The organism is Sphingopyxis sp., from assembly GCF_041916015.1.
Lineage (GTDB): Bacteria > Pseudomonadota > Alphaproteobacteria > Sphingomonadales > Sphingomonadaceae > Sphingopyxis.
The window spans coordinates 1-14,604 of record NZ_JAYSAH010000095.1 but is presented as its reverse complement, the minus strand read 5'-3'; the positions used below and the strand labels follow the sequence as shown (position 1 = coordinate 14,604).

General features: G+C 66.3%; 19 protein-coding genes. 11 read left to right on the top strand and 8 right to left on the bottom strand.

Going from position 1 to position 14,604, the window contains the following annotated elements; translation table 11 throughout:
* The 9 genes from ACE3SL_RS14005 (at position 1) to ACE3SL_RS13965 (ending at position 7,564) form a co-directional block, all read left to right on the top strand.
* The gene (locus tag ACE3SL_RS14005; RefSeq protein WP_374526343.1) at positions 1 to 156 is read left to right on the top strand and encodes a hypothetical protein; all 156 of its coding nucleotides are present in this window, start codon (positions 1 to 3) and stop codon (positions 154 to 156) included.
* The gene (gene ccmE, locus ACE3SL_RS14000) at positions 153 to 590 is read left to right on the top strand and encodes a cytochrome c maturation protein CcmE (protein WP_374526342.1); all 438 of its coding nucleotides are present in this window, start codon (positions 153 to 155) and stop codon (positions 588 to 590) included. The genes ACE3SL_RS14005 and ccmE overlap by 4 nt, the downstream gene beginning before the upstream one ends.
* Positions 587 to 2,554: a heme lyase CcmF/NrfE family subunit gene (locus tag ACE3SL_RS13995; RefSeq protein ID WP_374526341.1), complete on the top strand. Its 1,968-nt coding sequence runs from the start codon at positions 587 to 589 to the stop codon at positions 2,552 to 2,554. The genes ccmE and ACE3SL_RS13995 overlap by 4 nt, the downstream gene beginning before the upstream one ends.
* Positions 2,551 to 3,081 (top strand): DsbE family thiol:disulfide interchange protein, encoded by a 531-nt coding sequence (locus ACE3SL_RS13990; protein ID WP_374526340.1) that lies wholly within the window; start codon positions 2,551 to 2,553, stop codon positions 3,079 to 3,081. The genes ACE3SL_RS13995 and ACE3SL_RS13990 overlap by 4 nt, the downstream gene beginning before the upstream one ends.
* Complete coding sequence (locus ACE3SL_RS13985; protein ID WP_374526339.1) at positions 3,078 to 3,509, top strand: cytochrome c-type biogenesis protein CcmH; 432 nt, start codon at positions 3,078 to 3,080, stop codon at positions 3,507 to 3,509. The genes ACE3SL_RS13990 and ACE3SL_RS13985 overlap by 4 nt, the downstream gene beginning before the upstream one ends.
* Positions 3,506 to 4,156, top strand: a complete 651-nt coding sequence (locus ACE3SL_RS13980; RefSeq protein ID WP_374526338.1) for a tetratricopeptide repeat protein — start codon at positions 3,506 to 3,508, stop codon at positions 4,154 to 4,156. The genes ACE3SL_RS13985 and ACE3SL_RS13980 overlap by 4 nt, the downstream gene beginning before the upstream one ends.
* Positions 4,157 to 4,211: 55 nt before the next feature.
* Positions 4,212 to 6,173 carry a potassium transporter Kup gene (locus ACE3SL_RS13975; protein WP_374526337.1) on the top strand — a complete coding sequence of 654 codons (1,962 nt, stop codon included), beginning with the start codon at positions 4,212 to 4,214 and terminating at the stop codon, positions 6,171 to 6,173.
* Positions 6,174 to 6,269: 96 nt separating this feature from the next.
* Positions 6,270 to 7,082 carry a hypothetical protein gene (locus ACE3SL_RS13970; protein WP_374526336.1) on the top strand — a complete coding sequence of 271 codons (813 nt, stop codon included), beginning with the start codon at positions 6,270 to 6,272 and terminating at the stop codon, positions 7,080 to 7,082.
* Entirely contained in the window at positions 7,079 to 7,564 is a 486-nt protein-coding gene (locus ACE3SL_RS13965; protein ID WP_374526335.1) for an AHH domain-containing protein, read from the top strand. Before ACE3SL_RS13970 ends, ACE3SL_RS13965 begins: the two co-directional genes overlap by 4 nt.
* On the opposite strand, the gene ACE3SL_RS13960 is transcribed toward ACE3SL_RS13965, so the two are convergent.
* Entirely contained in the window at positions 7,554 to 8,525 is a 972-nt protein-coding gene (locus ACE3SL_RS13960; protein ID WP_374526334.1) for an NAD(P)H-dependent flavin oxidoreductase, read from the bottom strand. The genes ACE3SL_RS13965 and ACE3SL_RS13960 overlap by 11 nt on opposite strands.
* Positions 8,526 to 8,763: 238 nt before the next feature.
* On the opposite strand from ACE3SL_RS13960, the gene ACE3SL_RS13955 reads away from it, so the two are divergent.
* The gene (locus ACE3SL_RS13955) at positions 8,764 to 9,375 is read left to right on the top strand and encodes an SRPBCC domain-containing protein (protein WP_374526333.1); all 612 of its coding nucleotides are present in this window, start codon (positions 8,764 to 8,766) and stop codon (positions 9,373 to 9,375) included.
* Between the two features lie 25 nt (positions 9,376 to 9,400).
* Here the strand turns inward: ACE3SL_RS13955 and ACE3SL_RS13950 are convergent, their stop codons facing one another.
* Complete coding sequence (locus ACE3SL_RS13950) at positions 9,401 to 10,363, bottom strand: SDR family NAD(P)-dependent oxidoreductase (RefSeq protein ID WP_374526332.1); 963 nt, start codon at positions 10,361 to 10,363, stop codon at positions 9,401 to 9,403.
* A gap of 182 nt (positions 10,364 to 10,545) precedes the next feature.
* Here ACE3SL_RS13950 and ACE3SL_RS13945 point away from each other — a divergent pair, with 182 nt between their 5' ends.
* The gene (locus ACE3SL_RS13945) at positions 10,546 to 11,454 is read left to right on the top strand and encodes an AraC family transcriptional regulator N-terminal domain-containing protein (RefSeq protein WP_374526331.1); all 909 of its coding nucleotides are present in this window, start codon (positions 10,546 to 10,548) and stop codon (positions 11,452 to 11,454) included.
* A gap of 4 nt (positions 11,455 to 11,458) precedes the next feature.
* On the opposite strand, the gene ACE3SL_RS13940 is transcribed toward ACE3SL_RS13945, so the two are convergent.
* The 6 genes from ACE3SL_RS13940 to ACE3SL_RS13915 all read right to left on the bottom strand — a co-directional run bounded on the left by ACE3SL_RS13940 (position 11,459) and on the right by ACE3SL_RS13915 (position 14,424).
* Entirely contained in the window at positions 11,459 to 12,025 is a 567-nt protein-coding gene (locus ACE3SL_RS13940; RefSeq protein ID WP_374526330.1) for a GNAT family N-acetyltransferase, read from the bottom strand.
* A 32-nt stretch (positions 12,026 to 12,057) separates the two neighbouring features.
* Entirely contained in the window at positions 12,058 to 12,252 is a 195-nt protein-coding gene (locus ACE3SL_RS13935; RefSeq protein ID WP_374526329.1) for a hypothetical protein, read from the bottom strand.
* A gap of 27 nt (positions 12,253 to 12,279) precedes the next feature.
* Positions 12,280 to 12,426, bottom strand: coding sequence for a hypothetical protein (locus ACE3SL_RS13930; protein ID WP_374526328.1), 147 nt, complete (start codon positions 12,424 to 12,426; stop codon positions 12,280 to 12,282).
* Positions 12,427 to 12,497: 71 nt separating this feature from the next.
* The gene (infA, locus tag ACE3SL_RS13925) at positions 12,498 to 12,761 is read right to left on the bottom strand and encodes a translation initiation factor IF-1 (protein WP_374526327.1); all 264 of its coding nucleotides are present in this window, start codon (positions 12,759 to 12,761) and stop codon (positions 12,498 to 12,500) included.
* A gap of 2 nt (positions 12,762 to 12,763) precedes the next feature.
* The gene (locus ACE3SL_RS13920) at positions 12,764 to 12,970 is read right to left on the bottom strand and encodes a cold-shock protein (protein WP_374526326.1); all 207 of its coding nucleotides are present in this window, start codon (positions 12,968 to 12,970) and stop codon (positions 12,764 to 12,766) included.
* Between the two features lie 464 nt (positions 12,971 to 13,434).
* Positions 13,435 to 14,424, bottom strand: a complete 990-nt coding sequence (locus tag ACE3SL_RS13915) for a hypothetical protein (RefSeq protein ID WP_374526325.1) — start codon at positions 14,422 to 14,424, stop codon at positions 13,435 to 13,437.
* Positions 14,425 to 14,604 lie beyond the last annotated feature (180 nt).

Genomic DNA, 14,604 nt, shown 5'->3' with positions numbered 1-14,604 from the left:
ATGACGGGGGTGATCAGCGGGGGCGGGCAATGGGCCTATGTCGCCGCTGCCTATGGGCTGACCGTGCTGCTGACCGGCAGCGTGCTGTGGGCGAGTTGGCGCGCGATGGCAAAGGCCGAAAAACGTAGCGACGCGCTGCGCGGGAACCGCAAATGAAGGCAAAGCATCAACGATTGATCCTGGCGGCGGTCGCGCTATGCGGTGTCGCGGGCGCGGGCGTACTCGCGGCGAGCGCGCTGCGCGACGAAGCCGCCTATTTCCGCACGCCGGGCGAGGTGAAGGCGGGGAAGGCCGCGGTCGGCGAGCCGATGCGGCTGGGCGGCATGGTCGCCGCAGGCAGCATCAAGCGCCAGAGTGATGGCCTGACGATCGATTTCGTCGCGACCGACGGCAAGGCATCGATCCCCGTGCAATTCAAAGGTATCGTCCCCGACCTGTTCGCCGAGAACTCGGGCATGGTCGCCGACGGCCGGCTGCGTGCTGATGGAGTCTTCGTGGCCGACCGCATCCTCGCCAAGCATGACGAGCGCTACATGCCGCCGCAAATGGGCGAGATGCCCAAGAATATGAAGCTGGTGCCGGGGGAATGATCGCCGAACTCGGTCTTGCCCTGCTGTGGATCGCAGCGGCTCTTGCGTGTCTGTCGCTGGTTGCGGGCATCGTCTATGTGCGCACCGGCAAGGACGAGCTTGCGGCGCTGGTGCGGCCGGCGAGTGTCGCGCAGGGCGTGCTTACCGCCGCCGCCTTCGCATTGCTCATCACGCTATTCGTCCGTTCGGACATGTCGGTCGAACTGGTCGTGCGCAACAGCCACAGCCTGAAACCGATGCTGTTCAAGGTTGCGGGCGCGTGGGGCAATCATGAAGGATCGATGCTGCTTTGGCTGACGATCCTCGGCCTGTCCGGCGCGCTGGTTGCGATCTTCGAGAAACGCCTGCGCAAGGATACGCTCGTCGCGACGCTCGCCGCGCAGGCAGCGCTGAGTCTTGGCTTCTTCGCCTTTTTGCTCTTTGCATCGAACCCGTTCAAGCGGCTGCCGGTCGCGCCGCCCGACGGGCAGGGGCTCAACCCGCTGCTGCAGGACCCCGGCTTGGCGTTTCATCCGCCGACGCTCTATATCGGCTATGTCGGAATTTCGGTCGCTTTCAGCTTCGCGGTCGGTGCGCTGATCACGCGCGAGATCGGTCCGGCCTTCGCGCGCGCGATGCGGCCGTGGGTGCTGGGGAGCTGGATTTTCCTGACGCTCGGCATCACCGCAGGCAGTTACTGGGCCTATTATGAGCTCGGCTGGGGCGGCTGGTGGTTCTGGGACCCGGTCGAAAATGTCTCGCTGATCCCGTGGCTCGCCGGGGCGGCGCTGCTCCATTCGGTGAGCGTCACCGCAACGCGCAACGCGCTAAGGGCGTGGACGGTGATGCTGGCGGTGGTCGCCTTTTCGATGTCGATGGTCGGCACTTTCATCGTCCGCTCGGGCTTGCTGACCAGCGTCCACAGCTTTGCGGTCGATCCCGAGCGCGGGACCTTTCTGCTCGCGTTGATGTTCATCTACATCGGCGGCGCGCTGACCCTGTTTGCCTTTCGCGCCGGCGCGGTCGCCGAGGGCAAGAAATTCGCGCTGATGAGCCGCGAGGGCTCGCTGGTGATCAACAATCTGCTGCTGACTACGATCCTCGCGCTCGTGTTGCTCGGCACCCTCTATCCAATCGTCGCCGAGGCGATGGGTGAGAAGATTTCGGTCGGGCCGCCCTATTACAACAAGGTCGCGGGACCGCTGGCGCTGATCCTGTGCCTGGTGATGGTCGCGGGGCCGCTGCTCAGCTGGCGCAAGGATGACGGCAAGAAGCTCTGGTCGCGCTTGCCGGTCGCGGTGCTGGCGGCGATGATCGTGCTGTTCGCGCTGATCCTGTTCGGCGGCAAGGTCGGCGTGCTGCCCTTGCTCGGCATGACGGTGGCAGGACTGGTCGCGGTCGCAAGTCTGGCGCCCTTGTGGGGCCGCAACCTTCGCCGCACACCGCTGCCGACATGGGGCATGGTGATCGCGCACTTCGGGGTCGCCGTGGCTCTCGCCGGAATGGGAGCGGAAAGCGCTTTCATCAAAGAGAAGCTCGTTGCGGCAGCACCGGGCGAGACTGTGCAGATTGCCGATTTCTCCGTCAAATTCGCGGGCGTAAAACCGATCGCCGGGCCGAATTATACCGCTATCCAGGGCACGCTGATTGCAGCGACCCCCTCGGGTGCGTCCTTTGCGTTGCATCCAGCGGCGCGGACTTTTCCCGGCCTGATGGGCGGGCCGCCGACCGAGACCAACGAGGCGGCGCTGCTGACCCGGCCGGGCGGGCAGCTTTATGCGGTGCTGGGGCAGCCGGTGACCGGTCCCGATGGCCGCGCCGATCGCTATCAGCTTCGTCTGTGGTGGAAGCCGCTGGTGTGGTGGATCTGGCTCGGTGGCGCGCTGATCGCGGTCGGCGCGGCGCTGTCGCTGCTCGGGCGCGCCCAATTGCTCGAAATCTGGCGCGCGCGGCGGGCGCGAAAAGCGCAGGAGCGTTTCGCATGAGGAGCCGCTGGGTCCTGTTCGTGCCGCTGGCGATCATGGCGCTGCTCTTCGGCGCCTTCATCTATCGCCTGACGGTGCCGAACGACACGCTGATCCAGTCGCAATGGATCAACAAGCCGATGCCGCTGTTCGACCTGCCGCCCGCGACCTCGGGCGTGGCGGGGCTCAAGAGCAGCCAGCTTGCCGACGGGCGGCCGCGGCTGGTCAATGTCTTCGCGAGCTGGTGCATCCCGTGCCGCGCCGAGGCGCCGCAGCTGGAAGCCCTGAAGCGGGCGGGCGTGCCGATCGACGGCATCGCGATCCGCGACCGGCCCGAGGATGTCGCACAGTTCCTGCAGGAAAACGGCAATCCCTTCGACCGTATCGGGTCGGATCAACAGAGCAGCGTGCAGATCGCGCTGGGCTCGTCGGGGGTTCCGGAAACCTTCCTGATCGACGGCAAGGGGATTATTCGCGAGCAGATTCAGGGGGTTATCCTGGCCGAGCAGGTGCCCGAGATCGTCGCGAAGCTGGAGAAGATGAAGTGAAGGGGCGGCTGGCTTTTGCCGCGCTGCTCGTGTTGTTCGCGGCGCCGATCGCGGCGCAGGATCGCCTGCCGCCCGCGCCCTATGCCTATCAGCAGCTTCGCGATCCGGTCGAGGAGGCGAAGGCCAAGGAACTGATGGAGACGCTGCGCTGCCTCGTCTGCCAGGGGCAATCGATCGCCGACAGCGACGCCCCGCTCGCGGGCGACATGCGGCACGAGGTGCGGACGAAGATCGCGGCGGGCGAAAGCCCCGATGCGATCCGCAAATGGCTCGTGGCGCGCTATGGCAATTGGGTGAGCTATGATCCGCCGTTCGACGCGGCGACCGCGCTGCTGTGGCTCGGGCCGCTGCTCTTTCTGGCGCTTGGCGGCTGGCTCGCCTTCGGGCGTTTCCGGCGTGGCGGGGATGATGGGGAGGGCGCGGCATGATCTGGCTGTGGATCCTGCTTGCCGCGGTGTTGGCCCTTGGCGGCATCTTCTGGCTCGGCAAGCTGCCTGCTGCATCGCGACCGCTTGCGGGCGCGGCGGTGATGCTGGGGCTCGCGGGCTATGCGCTGCAGGGGAGCCCGGCGCTTCCCGGCCATCCCGTTGCGGTGGCGGCCGAACCCGAAGGCTTTGGAGAGGCGATCACCGACCGACAGCAGGGAATGGCCAATCGCTTCGGCCCGGCGGCGCAGTGGATCGGTATGTCGGACGGTTTCATGCGGACCGGCAAGACCGAACTCGCGGCGCAGACGCTGGAAAAGGGGCTCGACAAATATCCCGACAATGTCGATCTGTGGGTCGGGCTCGGCAATGCGCTCGTCGCGCATGGCGGCGGGGTTATGTCGCCCGCCGCGGCGCTGGCTTTCGACGAGGCTGCGAAGCGCGACCCGAGTCATCCGGGGCCGCCCTTCTTTGCGGGGTTGGCGATGGCGCAGAGCGGTGACTTCAAGGGCGCGGAGGCAGTCTGGAGCCAGCTTTTGGCGCGCTCGCCCGCCGATGCGCCATGGCGCGCGGACCTCGAGCTTCGGCTGTCGCAGCTTCGCGAGGCGATGGGACCCGCGCTGCCGCCTGAGTCGGCGAACGGCCCCTGAATGCGTCCCGATTTGGAACCTGTTTTCTCTTCGCAGGCTCGTCTAAAGGCGCGCAATGACTGCTGAGTCGCACCAGGGGGCGGGCGGCGCGGAAAGCGCTGTCACCGCCGCCGCCGAAACGGCCCATTACGGCCACGGACATCATGGCGATAGCAAGCTGAAGCTTGCCGTCGGCGCGGTCGGCGTCGTGTTCGGCGATATCGGGACCAGCCCGCTTTACGCCTTTCGCGAAACCTTCGCCGGCCATCATTCGATCGAGGCCGACCGGCTGCATATCTATGGCGTGCTGAGCCTCGTCTTCTGGTCGATGATGCTGGTCGTGACGTTCAAATATGTGCTGACGATCATGCGCGCCGACAACAAGGGCGAAGGCGGCAGCCTCGCGCTGCTGGCGCTGATCAGCCGTTCGTCGGAGGGCAAGCGGTGGACGTGGCCGATCATCCTGCTCGGGGTTTTCGCGACCGCGCTCTTCTATGGCGACAGCATGATCACGCCTGCGATGTCGGTGCTCTCAGCGACCGAGGGTCTGCAATATGTGAGCCGCGGATTCGAGCCCTATATCGTGCCGATCGCGCTGACGATCCTGATCGGGCTGTTCGCGATCCAGTCGCGCGGCACGGCGAAGGTTGGGATGCTTTTCGGCCCGATCATGCTGCTCTATTTCACGATGCTCGCGGTGCTGGGAGTGATCCACATCGTCGATCATCCGTCGATCATGATGCACACGCTGAACCCGATCAACGCGCTGCGCTTCTTCCATTATGACGGATTCACGGCCTTCATCGCGCTCGGCGCGGTCGTGCTCGCGGTCACGGGCGCCGAAGCGCTCTATGCCGACATGGGGCATTTCGGGCGCGGACCGATCAGCCTCAGCTGGGGCGCGATCGTCCTGCCCGCGCTGATGCTCAACTATATGGGGCAGGGCGCGATGGTGCTCGCCGCCGAAGTCGCGCCGACCGCGCAACTCGTCCAGGACCCCTTCTTTCTGATGATGCCCGAGGCATGGAAGGTCCCCGTCGTCATCCTCGCGATGCTGGCGACGATCATCGCGAGCCAGGCGGTGATCTCGGGCGCCTTTTCGCTCACGCAGCAGGCGATCCAACTCGGCTTCATGCCTCGCCTGCGCGTCGATCACACCAGCGCTTCGGCGCAGGGGCAGATCTATATCCCCGTGGTCAACTGGGGGTTGATGGTGATGGTCATCCTGCTCGTCCTCTTCTTCGGCTCGTCGAGCAACCTTGCGGCGGCCTATGGCATCGCGGTCACCGGCGCGATGTTCATCGACACCTGTTTGATGAGCGTCGTGCTGTTCGTGCTGTGGCGCTGGCCTGCATGGAAGGCGCTGCCGATCCTCGCGGTCTTCTTCATCGTCGATATCGCCTATTTCGGCGCGAACCTGATCAAGGTGCCTGACGGCGGCTGGGTGCCGCTGGTGATCGGCCTCACCATCTTCACGATGCTGACGACCTGGTCGCGCGGGCGCAAGCTGATGCAGCAGGAAATGGCCGAGGGCGCGATGCCGATTCCGGTGTTCGTGAAGTCGGCAGCGAACAGCGCGACGCGCGTGCCGGGGACTGCGGTGTTCATGACCTCCTCGTCCGACGGCGTACCGCACGCGCTGCTCCATAATCTCAAGCACAACAAGGTGCTGCACGAACGCATCATCCTGCTGACGATCAAGATCGCCGACGTGCCCTTCGTGCAGGAAGAGCGGCTGTGCCAGCTCGACGATCTGGGGCAGGGGTTCCACCGGCTGGTGCTGAACTATGGCTTTATGCAGCCGGTCGATGTTCCCGAAGCGCTGAAGCGCGTCACCGGCTGCGGCGGTGAGTTCAAGATGCTCGAGACGAGTTTCTTCCTGTCGCGACAGACGCTGATCGCGGCAAGCAAACCGGGGATGCCGATCTGGCGCGAGAAACTGTTCGCGTGGATGCTGCGCAACTCGGAAAGCGCGATGGAATATTTCCGCCTGCCAACGAACCGCGTGGTCGAGCTGGGAAGCCAGGTCGCGATCTGATCCCGATCATTAACTTACCGAAATGTCAGAATAAGCGTTTGAACATTCCGGTAAGTATTGCGATGCAGGGTCGATCCCTCAGGGAGGGCGACCAGCATGCAAGCCGACACCAGCACCCCCTCGATCGTCCCGGCTGTGCCGGACCCCTACATCCTGATCGTCGGGCGGCTGGCGGGCGGCGATGCGGAAACGTGCTTCCGGCGGATAGGGCTGCGCCCCTGTTCGATCGAGGCTGAAGGAAAAGCGGGAGCCGCCGGGCTGGCCTTTCGGTTGCATTTCGGAGCAGTCTCGGCCCGGATCGATCTCGCCTCGGCCGATGCTCTCGACGAGGCCGATCCCGGGCATCCGGCGACGAGCTCGCTCGCCGCGCGTCTTCCCGCCGATTGGCGGTCGGCGCAACAGGCGTGGATGCTGATACCCGAAGAGGTCGACAGCGGCGGTCCGCCCGATGTGCGGGCGACATATCTCCGCGAATTCTTCAAGATGGCGGTGCTGCTGGTCGACCTGTTGGACGCCAGCCATATCTTCTGGTCGCCGGCGCGCCTGTGGTCCGACGCGCCGCAATATCGGAGCGCCGTCGCCGAGATGCTGTCGAGCGGGATGCCGCCGGTTCTGCATCTGGTCGCATTTCGCCGCATTGAAGGTCCGAGCAGCGAGCTGGTTCGGACACGCGGGCTGGCCCTGTTCGGGGGACAGGAGATCGAGAGTCCGATTCCTCCCGGCTGGACCGTGGCGGAAATGGTCAAGCGGCTGGCGCGGCTGGCGCTCGATATCATATTGAACGGGCCGGTTCTGGATGCGCGAGGTCTGCGCGGGCTGGGACCCGGAGAATGGGTGTCGCTCGTCCCGATCCCCGATGGTGCCGGAGCGCGGAAGACGGTCCGGGTGGAATTCGGCAGCGATCGTTGACGATCTGGCGGTGGCAAGGCGCGCCGCCGCCGCCCATCGGCTATCAGCGGCATCATCTCGTCCCCGTTGCGTTGCTTCGCCGACCGCAGATGACCGCGATGTTCGATCGGCTGGTCGCCGAGGGCTTCTCGCTCCATCGCTTCGCGCAGAACGGACAAATGCTGCCGGCTTGCGAAAGGGCGGCGCTTTCGTCGGGGCATGCGCTGCATCGGGGGCCGCATCACGGTTATAATGACGTGATCGCGGCGCGCGTCGAACAGATTCGCGTACATTTTGCGCTGCATGCGCCGGCCGATTTGCGGGCTGCGCGGCGCACCGCGGTGATGCGGCTACGGCTCTTGCAGGACACGACGCGGCGCGCCCTGACCGACCGGCACGGCGGTGCCTTCTGCCTCAACCGGCGCGACCCGATGCGGCTGTTCGCCGACCGGCCCTATCTCGACGATGCGATCGAGCGGCTGTTCGGCGACGCTACAGCCTGACCTTGCCCTGCAGCTCGGCCCAGGCGTCCTTGTACTGGGCTTCGAGCTCGGCGACGAATTCGGAGACCGGGCGCACGCCGCGGACCGCGCCGATGCCCTGGCCCGAGCCCCAGATGTCCTTCCACGCCTTCGCCTTGGTGTTGCCGCCCGAACCGAAGTTCATCGTCTTGAGATCGCCTTCGGGCAGATTGTCGGGGTCCATTCCGGCCGAGACGATCGACTGGCGGAGATAATTGCCGTGGACGCCGGTGAAGAGGTTCGAATAGACAATGTCTGCGGCGCGCCCTTCGACGATGCCGTTCTTGTAGCCGTCCTCGGCATTGGCCTCGGCGGTCGCGATGAAGGCGCTGCCGATATAGGCGAGGTCGGCGCCGCATGCCTGCGCGGCGAGGATCGAGCGGCCGTGGCCGATCGCGCCCGACAGCGCGACGGGGCCGTCGAACCATTCGCGGATTTCCTGCACCAGCGCGAAGGGCGATTGCCGCCCGGCGTGGCCGCCCGCACCGGCAGCGACGGGGATCAGGCCGTCGGCGCCCTTTTCGACTGCCTTGCGCGCGAAGCGGTCGTCAATGACGTCGTGGAGCGTGATGCCGCCCCAACCGTGCACCGCCTGATTGAGCTCCTCGCGCGCGCCGAGCGAGGTGATGGTGATCGGCACCTTCCATTTTTCGCAGGTCGCGATGTCCTGCTCGAGCCGGTCGTTCGATTTGTGAACGATCTGGTTGACCGCGAAGGGGGCCGACAGGCGATCAGGATTGTCGCGGTCCCAGGCTGCCAGTTCCTCGGTGATCCGGTGCAGCCATTCGTCGAGCAAAGATTGCGGGCGCGCGTTGAGCGCTGGGAAGCTGCCGACGACGCCGGCCTTGCACTGGGCGATGACGAGATCGGGCCCCGACACGATGAATAGCGGCGAGCCGATAACGGGCAGGCGCAGGCGGTCGAAGATCGGGGGAAGGGCCATGAATCAGTCTCTCCGGTTGCGGCTTGAAACTTACCTTAACGTAAAGGGAAGGTCGCGCAAGAGGGATCGATCGGCCTCTGGGTTCGCCCGTCGCCGCTTGCAGCCGACGGGCGGACGCGACATTGTACGAGACGGTTCCGATGGAGAAGCGACAATGGCTGGATCGATAGGGCCTCGTTCGAAGATAGGCGGCGTCCCGCCAGCTTGCGCCGCTCATCGGTGGTTGCGGGGAGGGCGCTTGCTGTTCGCCGCTGCGCTCCTTTCGGCGACACCAGCGATTGCACAGGAGGCCCCCGCCGAGGCGGCGGCCGATGAGGTGCCTGCGCCGCTTGCTGCCGTCGAAACGGTGACGAAGATTGAGGCCGGCGGCACCGTGACGATGACCCATAATATTGTCCTCGCGGCGCCGGCTGAGGAGGTGTGGGCTGCCATTTCGACCCCTGAGGGATGGGAGGGCTGGGCCGCGCCCCTGGCTCGCTGGGCCGAGGGCGAGGCCGACATTCTGGAGACGAGCTATAATCCCGACGAGCTGCCTGGCGGGCCCGGCGCGATCTGGCAGCAGTTCGTCGCACGCATTCCCGGGCGGCTGCTGGTGTTCCGGACGATCAAGGTGCCCGACGATTTTCCGAACGGTGAGGCGTATAAGCGGGTCACATCCTTTCTGGAGCTCGAAGCCGACGGCGCGCGGACGCGGCTGAGGCTGACCTCGACGGGCTATCCCGGCAGCGAAGGCGGCCGAGCGCTTCTCGGCTTCTTTGCCAAGGGCAATATAGTGGCGCTGCAAGCGCTTCAGCGCCATCTCGCCGAGCCGGTAGAGCCCGAACCTGCCGCCGATCCGCCGTCCGGATGACGGCGGATCGGGCGGACGGCGTGTCTCAGAAGCGCTCGCCAACCATTTCCTCGCTCTTTGCCCACAGCGCCTTCGCATTGTCGGGGTCGAGCGCGTAGGAGCGGAAGCCGGCGCGCAGACCCTCGCCGTCTGCCAACTCGGCGACATGGCAATCCTCGAGGTAGCGGCCGCCGATTTCATCGGGCTCGGCGACGGTGGCGGCCCAGACCGAGGTCGCGGCACCCTGCGGGATCGATTTGAATTCGAAGGCATCGCCGCCCGCCGCTTGCGCCGATGCGTTGATCTGCTCGACGAGCGCCGCGAGCGCGCCGTCGTCGAGGTGGCGGGAAAGCTCGGTCTGGATGCCGCCGGGATGGAGCGCGGCGGCGCGGATGCCGCGGCCCCGGTGGCGCCGGTCGAACTCGACAGCGAAAAGGATGTTCGCGGTCTTGGCGCGGCCATAGGCGATCCACGGGTCATAATCGCCCCGGTCGAAGTTCGGATCATCGAGGTCGATGTTCGAGAAGCGATGCCCCGACGAGGCGAGGCTGACGAGCCGGCCGCCGTCCTTGATCAAGGGCGCGATGCGGTTGACGAAGGTGAAATGACCGAGATGGTTGGTGCCGAACTGGGTCTCAAAGCCATCGGCGGTCTTGCCGAATGGCGCGGCCATCACGCCGGCGTTGGTGATGATCACGTCGAATGGCCGCCCGTCGGCGAGGAGACGATCGGCGGCGGCGCGGACGCTGGCGAGCGAGGCAAGGTCGAGAGCGATCAGCTCGAAGCTGCCGCCGCTCGCCGCTGCCGCTTCGCGGATCGCGCCGGTCGCGGCTTCGGCTTTGGCAAGATCGCGCGCCGCGCCGACGACATCGGCGCCGTGGGCGACGAGCGCCCGCGCCGTTTCGACGCCGAGCCCGGCGGAAACGCCGGTGACGAGAAAGCGCTGGCCCGCAAGGTAGACGCCCGCAAGCACGTCGTCGGTGGTCGATTTGGCATTGAACCGGGTCATGAGGGACTCCTTGGATTGCAGGGCGAGGGGGAAGAGGGGAATGCCCTGTCCCGGCCATGATAGGCGGCCGCGGCGATTTCGCGCTGCCCGATCATGGCGTTCGCTTGCCTATTTCTATCAATGCAAATAGCCGGAGCGGCGGGCGGCTTGCACATCGAACGCGCCGGGCCGATGGTCCCCTCATGCAGGAAACGCTCGACTCGATCCGCACACAGGTGATGCGGCACGTGGATTCCTCTTATTATGAGGCGCCGATCCCGCGCGTCATCATCAGCACCATGACCGAACCGACGAGCGGCATGGTCACGATCTACGAACCCGTCACCTGCCTGATCCTGCAAGGGACGAAGCAGGTCGCGATCGGCGACGCGGTGATCGATTATGATGCGTCGAGCTATTTCGTCGCTTCGCTCGACCTGCCCGCGGTCGGCCGCGTCCTCGAGGCGAGCCCCGAAAAGCCCTATGTCGCGGCGGCGCTGCGGATCGACCGCGCGATCCTCGCCGATCTGATCGCCAGCATGGATGCGGGAGCGATCGGCAGCGAACCGCCCGCAAGCGGGCAGGCGGGTTTCGCGGTTGCCGCGGTGACCGCCGAATTGCTCGACGCCTGGGGCGGGCTCCTGGCGTTGCTCGACCGGCCGGGCGATATCGCGATGCTGGCGCCGATGCGCGAGCGCGAAATCCTCTATCGCCTGCTGCAGGGGCCGCTCGGTCATCAGCTCTGCCAGATTGCGATCGAGGACAGCCGCCTGTCGCGGGTACGGCGCGCGATTGCATGGATGCGGGCGCATTATGATCAGGCGCTGCGCACCGCCGCGCTCGCCGAGATTGCCGGGATGAGCGGCGCCTCCTTCCATCGCCATTTCAAGGCCGCGACCGCGATGAGCCCGCTGCAATATCAGAAGACGTTGCGCCTGCATGCCGCGCGCCGCCTGCTGGCGGGCGGGGCCGAGGCGAGCCGCACCGCTTATTCGGTCGGCTATGAGAGCGCCTCGCAGTTCAGCCGCGAATATGCCCGGGCGTTCGGGGCGCCGCCGTCGCGCGATGCCGAACGGCTGCGCGGCATGGGGGCGCTCGGCGCGGCGATTTGAGGCATCAGCCGGGAACAAGCGCCTTGCCCATGCGGATCAGCGGCACGCTAATGCCGTTCGGGCCGGGCGCCTCGACGCGCTCGATCGGGGTATAGCCGCAGGCGCGGTAGAGCGGTTCGCCCGACAGCGTCGCCATCATCTCGGCGCGGCGGAAGCCCGCGGCGCGCGCCGCATCCTCGCAGAGCGTCATGACCAGCCGCCCGACGCCGCGGCGGGCGAAATCGGGGTGGGTGTACATGGCGCGGATGCGCGCCGCGTCGGTGGCCGGGTCGAGCGGGGCGGGGTCGCGGAGGCCGGTGCTGTGGTCGCCGCCATAGAGGGTGGCGCGGTGCGACCAGCCGCCGCAACCGGCGATGCGCTTGCTGCCCCCGGCCGCATCCTCGACGATGAAATAGGTGCCGTCGGCGATGAGCTGGGTATCGAGCCCCATGACGGCCTTGCTCGCGGCGATCTGGGCGTCGCTCAGAAAGCCCTTTTGCAGTTCGGCGATGGCGAGCGCCATCACGGCGCGGAGAGCGTCGAGGTCGGCGGGGGTGGCGATGCGGTGCGTGAAGGGGCGGTAGGTCGGCATGGCGTCGCCATGGCCAGCGCCTGCCGTCACGGTCAACCGCGCGCCGCCGCGGCGTGCCGGTCCTTTTCGGCGCGCAGCTTTTCGGTGTGGAGCAGCTTGTCGGCCATCGCCTGCCACGCCGCGGCGGCGCGCAGATTGCGGTCGCGGACCTGGGTCAGCGGCGAGGCGTCAGCCTCTGCGGTGCATTTTTCGGCCTGCGCGATGTAGAAGTCGATGGTGGCCGACATGGCTGCTCCTTTGAAGAATCGGGTCGATCAATCGACCATATCGGCGATCAGGCGCCGAAGCTCGCGGCGCGACAGCGTCGGACGGCGGCGGCGCGGCGGGGTCGCCGTCTGCGCCTTGCCGGCCAGCGACAGCGCGGGCAGAGCGGGGAAAATCGAATTGTTGTTATGAAACATAGTCATCATCTTTATCTTTGATTTGAGTGTTCTGGTTGTTGGAAGCCGGCGCGGTTCGCCGGCTCCTGCGGTCAGAGCCCGCGCCTCTTGCGCTGGCTCGGGGGAACCGGCCCGCCCCCGCGTTCGCGGTAGACGAGGCGGCCCTTGCTGAGGTCATAGGGCGTCATCTCGACGCGCACGGCGTCGCCGACGACCGACCGGATGCGGAAACGCCGCATCCGGCCCGCCGTATAGACGATCACCCGATGACCGTTTTCGAGTATGACGCCGAAGCGTCCGTCGGGCAGGATCTCGTCGATCTGCCCCTCGAAGGTCATGAGTTCCTCTTTAGCCAAGATCAGGCCGACTGGAGGTTCACGGCCGACACCTTGCCGTTGCGGCCGGTTTCGAGTTCGTAGGAGACGCGCTGATCCTTGTTCAGCGTGCCCATTCCGGCGGCCTGGACGGCGGTGATGTGGACGAAGCTGTCGCCCGAGCCGTCTTCATTCTCGATGAAGCCATAGCCCTTGTCGGTGTTGAAGAATTTTACGGTGCCGATCGGCATGGGGTGTTTCCTTTCACGAGAAACGGGAATCCGCCGGCAAAAGCACCGGCGAAGCTGGTAGCGTGTGAAGGGAAGATAGTGCCCCGGAAGGGCCGTAAATTTCCGTCGCAGGCGACGATAGCGTCCCGGATATGGGCGGTTTTCCCAGAAAAGTCAAGGTTGGCGGATTTTGAGGCCTTCTCTTCGCTCTGTGGAATTGCGGAAATTTGCGCGCAGAGGCGCAGAGAGCAAGGCAATCGGGTTCACGCGGAGACGCGGAGCCGCGGAGGAGATCGCGCGGGGCCGAATGGCCCTTCCAGTCCTGCCGCGGTCGGGCTTGGCGCGAGGGGCGGGAGAGAAGCCGCTTCGCGGCAAGCACGATCTCTCCGCGCCTCCGCGCCTCCGCGTCTCCGCGTGAACCAATTTCTTGCCCTCCGCGGTCTCTGCGCCTCTGCGTGAAACAGGAATGGCGCCCACCGCGGGGTTCAGCCCGTCGCGGATTTGCGGGTCCCCGCGCTCTCCGGTGCCGGATCATTGGCGGGGCTGGGGAGGCCGAAGAAGGCGCGGCGGGCGGCTTCGCCGGCGCGGCGCAAGGGGGCATGGGCCTCGGCGAGCGCGGCCTCCCAGGCGATTTCCTCCTCGGCATCGAGCGTGCGTTCATAGTCGGCATCGCCGAACCGGCCTTCCTCGAGGCCCAGGAAGCCTTCGGGCGGCGGGAAGTTGGTGCGCAGCTCGCCGGTTTCATCGTCGTGCCAGACGGTCATCGCCTCGGCTTCTTCCTCGGGGGTCGGTTCGGCTTCGGGAGCCTCGCCAGAATCGTCGGAAAACTGCGCAACTTCATTCGCGATTCGGGTGTCGCGCCAGAGGGTGGCGAGGGGGTTGGTGCGGTTGTCGCGGCCGGCGAGCCAGAGCGCGAGCGCGGCGGCCATTCCGTTTGCCGGGGTGCCTTGGGGCGCCGCTTCGGAGGTCCCCTCGGCCTCGGCGGAGCTGCGAGCGGCCTCGGCCCTGCCGCTTGCGGCGTCTGCAACGTCGAACAGCGACAGGAAGCCCGGCCAGTCGCCGGCGATGACTTGTGCGAACATCTCTTCCCCCGCGCGTGCCCGCGTTTCGACCATGCGGTCGAGCCGCGCGAGCATCGCGAGGCCAAGGCGGCTGTCGATGCGGCGGCGTTTATAGAGGCTGCGGTCCTCCTCGCGCATCACGGTGGTCGTCTCGTCATGCCCCCAGATCGCGCGGTCGAGCAGTTCGTCCACCAGCCGCCCGCGCGCGATCAGCAGCGCCGCGGCACAGCCGAGCCGGAACGCCGCGCCCTCCGCGCGCTGCTTGAGCTGATAGACGGCGGCGGGCGACATCGAGACCCTTGCCGCTGAAATCTTCACCGATCCGGTCGTGGCGAAGCTTTCGAGAAAGTCGCGCTGGAGCCGCGGCGTCCAGTGGTAGCTGCCGGGGGCGGAACTGTAGCAGGCGTCGTCCATCGATTCGTCCTTTCGGTGAGGTGAAACCGATTGAATGAACCATATGGGTACAATGTAGGAAAGGGGGTGGACGTCCTATTTTAATCGATTGCCAACCTACATCGCATCGTCATCCCGGTTCAAGTCCGGGATGACGAAGGCCTGAAAGCGACCGGGAGGGGACAAGCCAAAGCTATACTC

Bases quoted from the DNA above. Each gene is read 5' to 3' on its own strand.
- ACE3SL_RS14005 (WP_374526343.1), top strand. From the start codon at position 1: ATGACGGGGGTGATCAGCGGGGGCGGGCAATGGGCCTATGTCGCCGCT.
- ACE3SL_RS13930 (WP_374526328.1), bottom strand. From the start codon at position 12,426: ATGTTTCATAACAACAATTCGATTTTCCCCGCTCTGCCCGCGCTGTCG.
- ACE3SL_RS13920 (WP_374526326.1), bottom strand. From the start codon at position 12,970: ATGCCGATCGGCACCGTAAAATTCTTCAACACCGACAAGGGCTATGGC.
- ACE3SL_RS13975 (WP_374526337.1), top strand. From the start codon at position 4,212: ATGACTGCTGAGTCGCACCAGGGGGCGGGCGGCGCGGAAAGCGCTGTC.
- ACE3SL_RS13990 (WP_374526340.1), top strand. From the start codon at position 2,551: ATGAGGAGCCGCTGGGTCCTGTTCGTGCCGCTGGCGATCATGGCGCTG.
- ACE3SL_RS13940 (WP_374526330.1), bottom strand. From the start codon at position 12,025: ATGCCGACCTACCGCCCCTTCACGCACCGCATCGCCACCCCCGCCGAC.
- ACE3SL_RS13945 (WP_374526331.1), top strand. From the start codon at position 10,546: ATGCAGGAAACGCTCGACTCGATCCGCACACAGGTGATGCGGCACGTG.
- ccmE (WP_374526342.1), top strand. From the start codon at position 153: ATGAAGGCAAAGCATCAACGATTGATCCTGGCGGCGGTCGCGCTATGC.
- ACE3SL_RS13960 (WP_374526334.1), bottom strand. From the start codon at position 8,525: ATGGCCCTTCCCCCGATCTTCGACCGCCTGCGCCTGCCCGTTATCGGC.
- ACE3SL_RS13980 (WP_374526338.1), top strand. From the start codon at position 3,506: ATGATCTGGCTGTGGATCCTGCTTGCCGCGGTGTTGGCCCTTGGCGGC.
- ACE3SL_RS13970 (WP_374526336.1), top strand. From the start codon at position 6,270: ATGCAAGCCGACACCAGCACCCCCTCGATCGTCCCGGCTGTGCCGGAC.
- ACE3SL_RS13915 (WP_374526325.1), bottom strand. From the start codon at position 14,424: ATGGACGACGCCTGCTACAGTTCCGCCCCCGGCAGCTACCACTGGACG.
- ACE3SL_RS13950 (WP_374526332.1), bottom strand. From the start codon at position 10,363: ATGACCCGGTTCAATGCCAAATCGACCACCGACGACGTGCTTGCGGGC.
- ACE3SL_RS13995 (WP_374526341.1), top strand. From the start codon at position 587: ATGATCGCCGAACTCGGTCTTGCCCTGCTGTGGATCGCAGCGGCTCTT.
- ACE3SL_RS13935 (WP_374526329.1), bottom strand. From the start codon at position 12,252: ATGTCGGCCACCATCGACTTCTACATCGCGCAGGCCGAAAAATGCACC.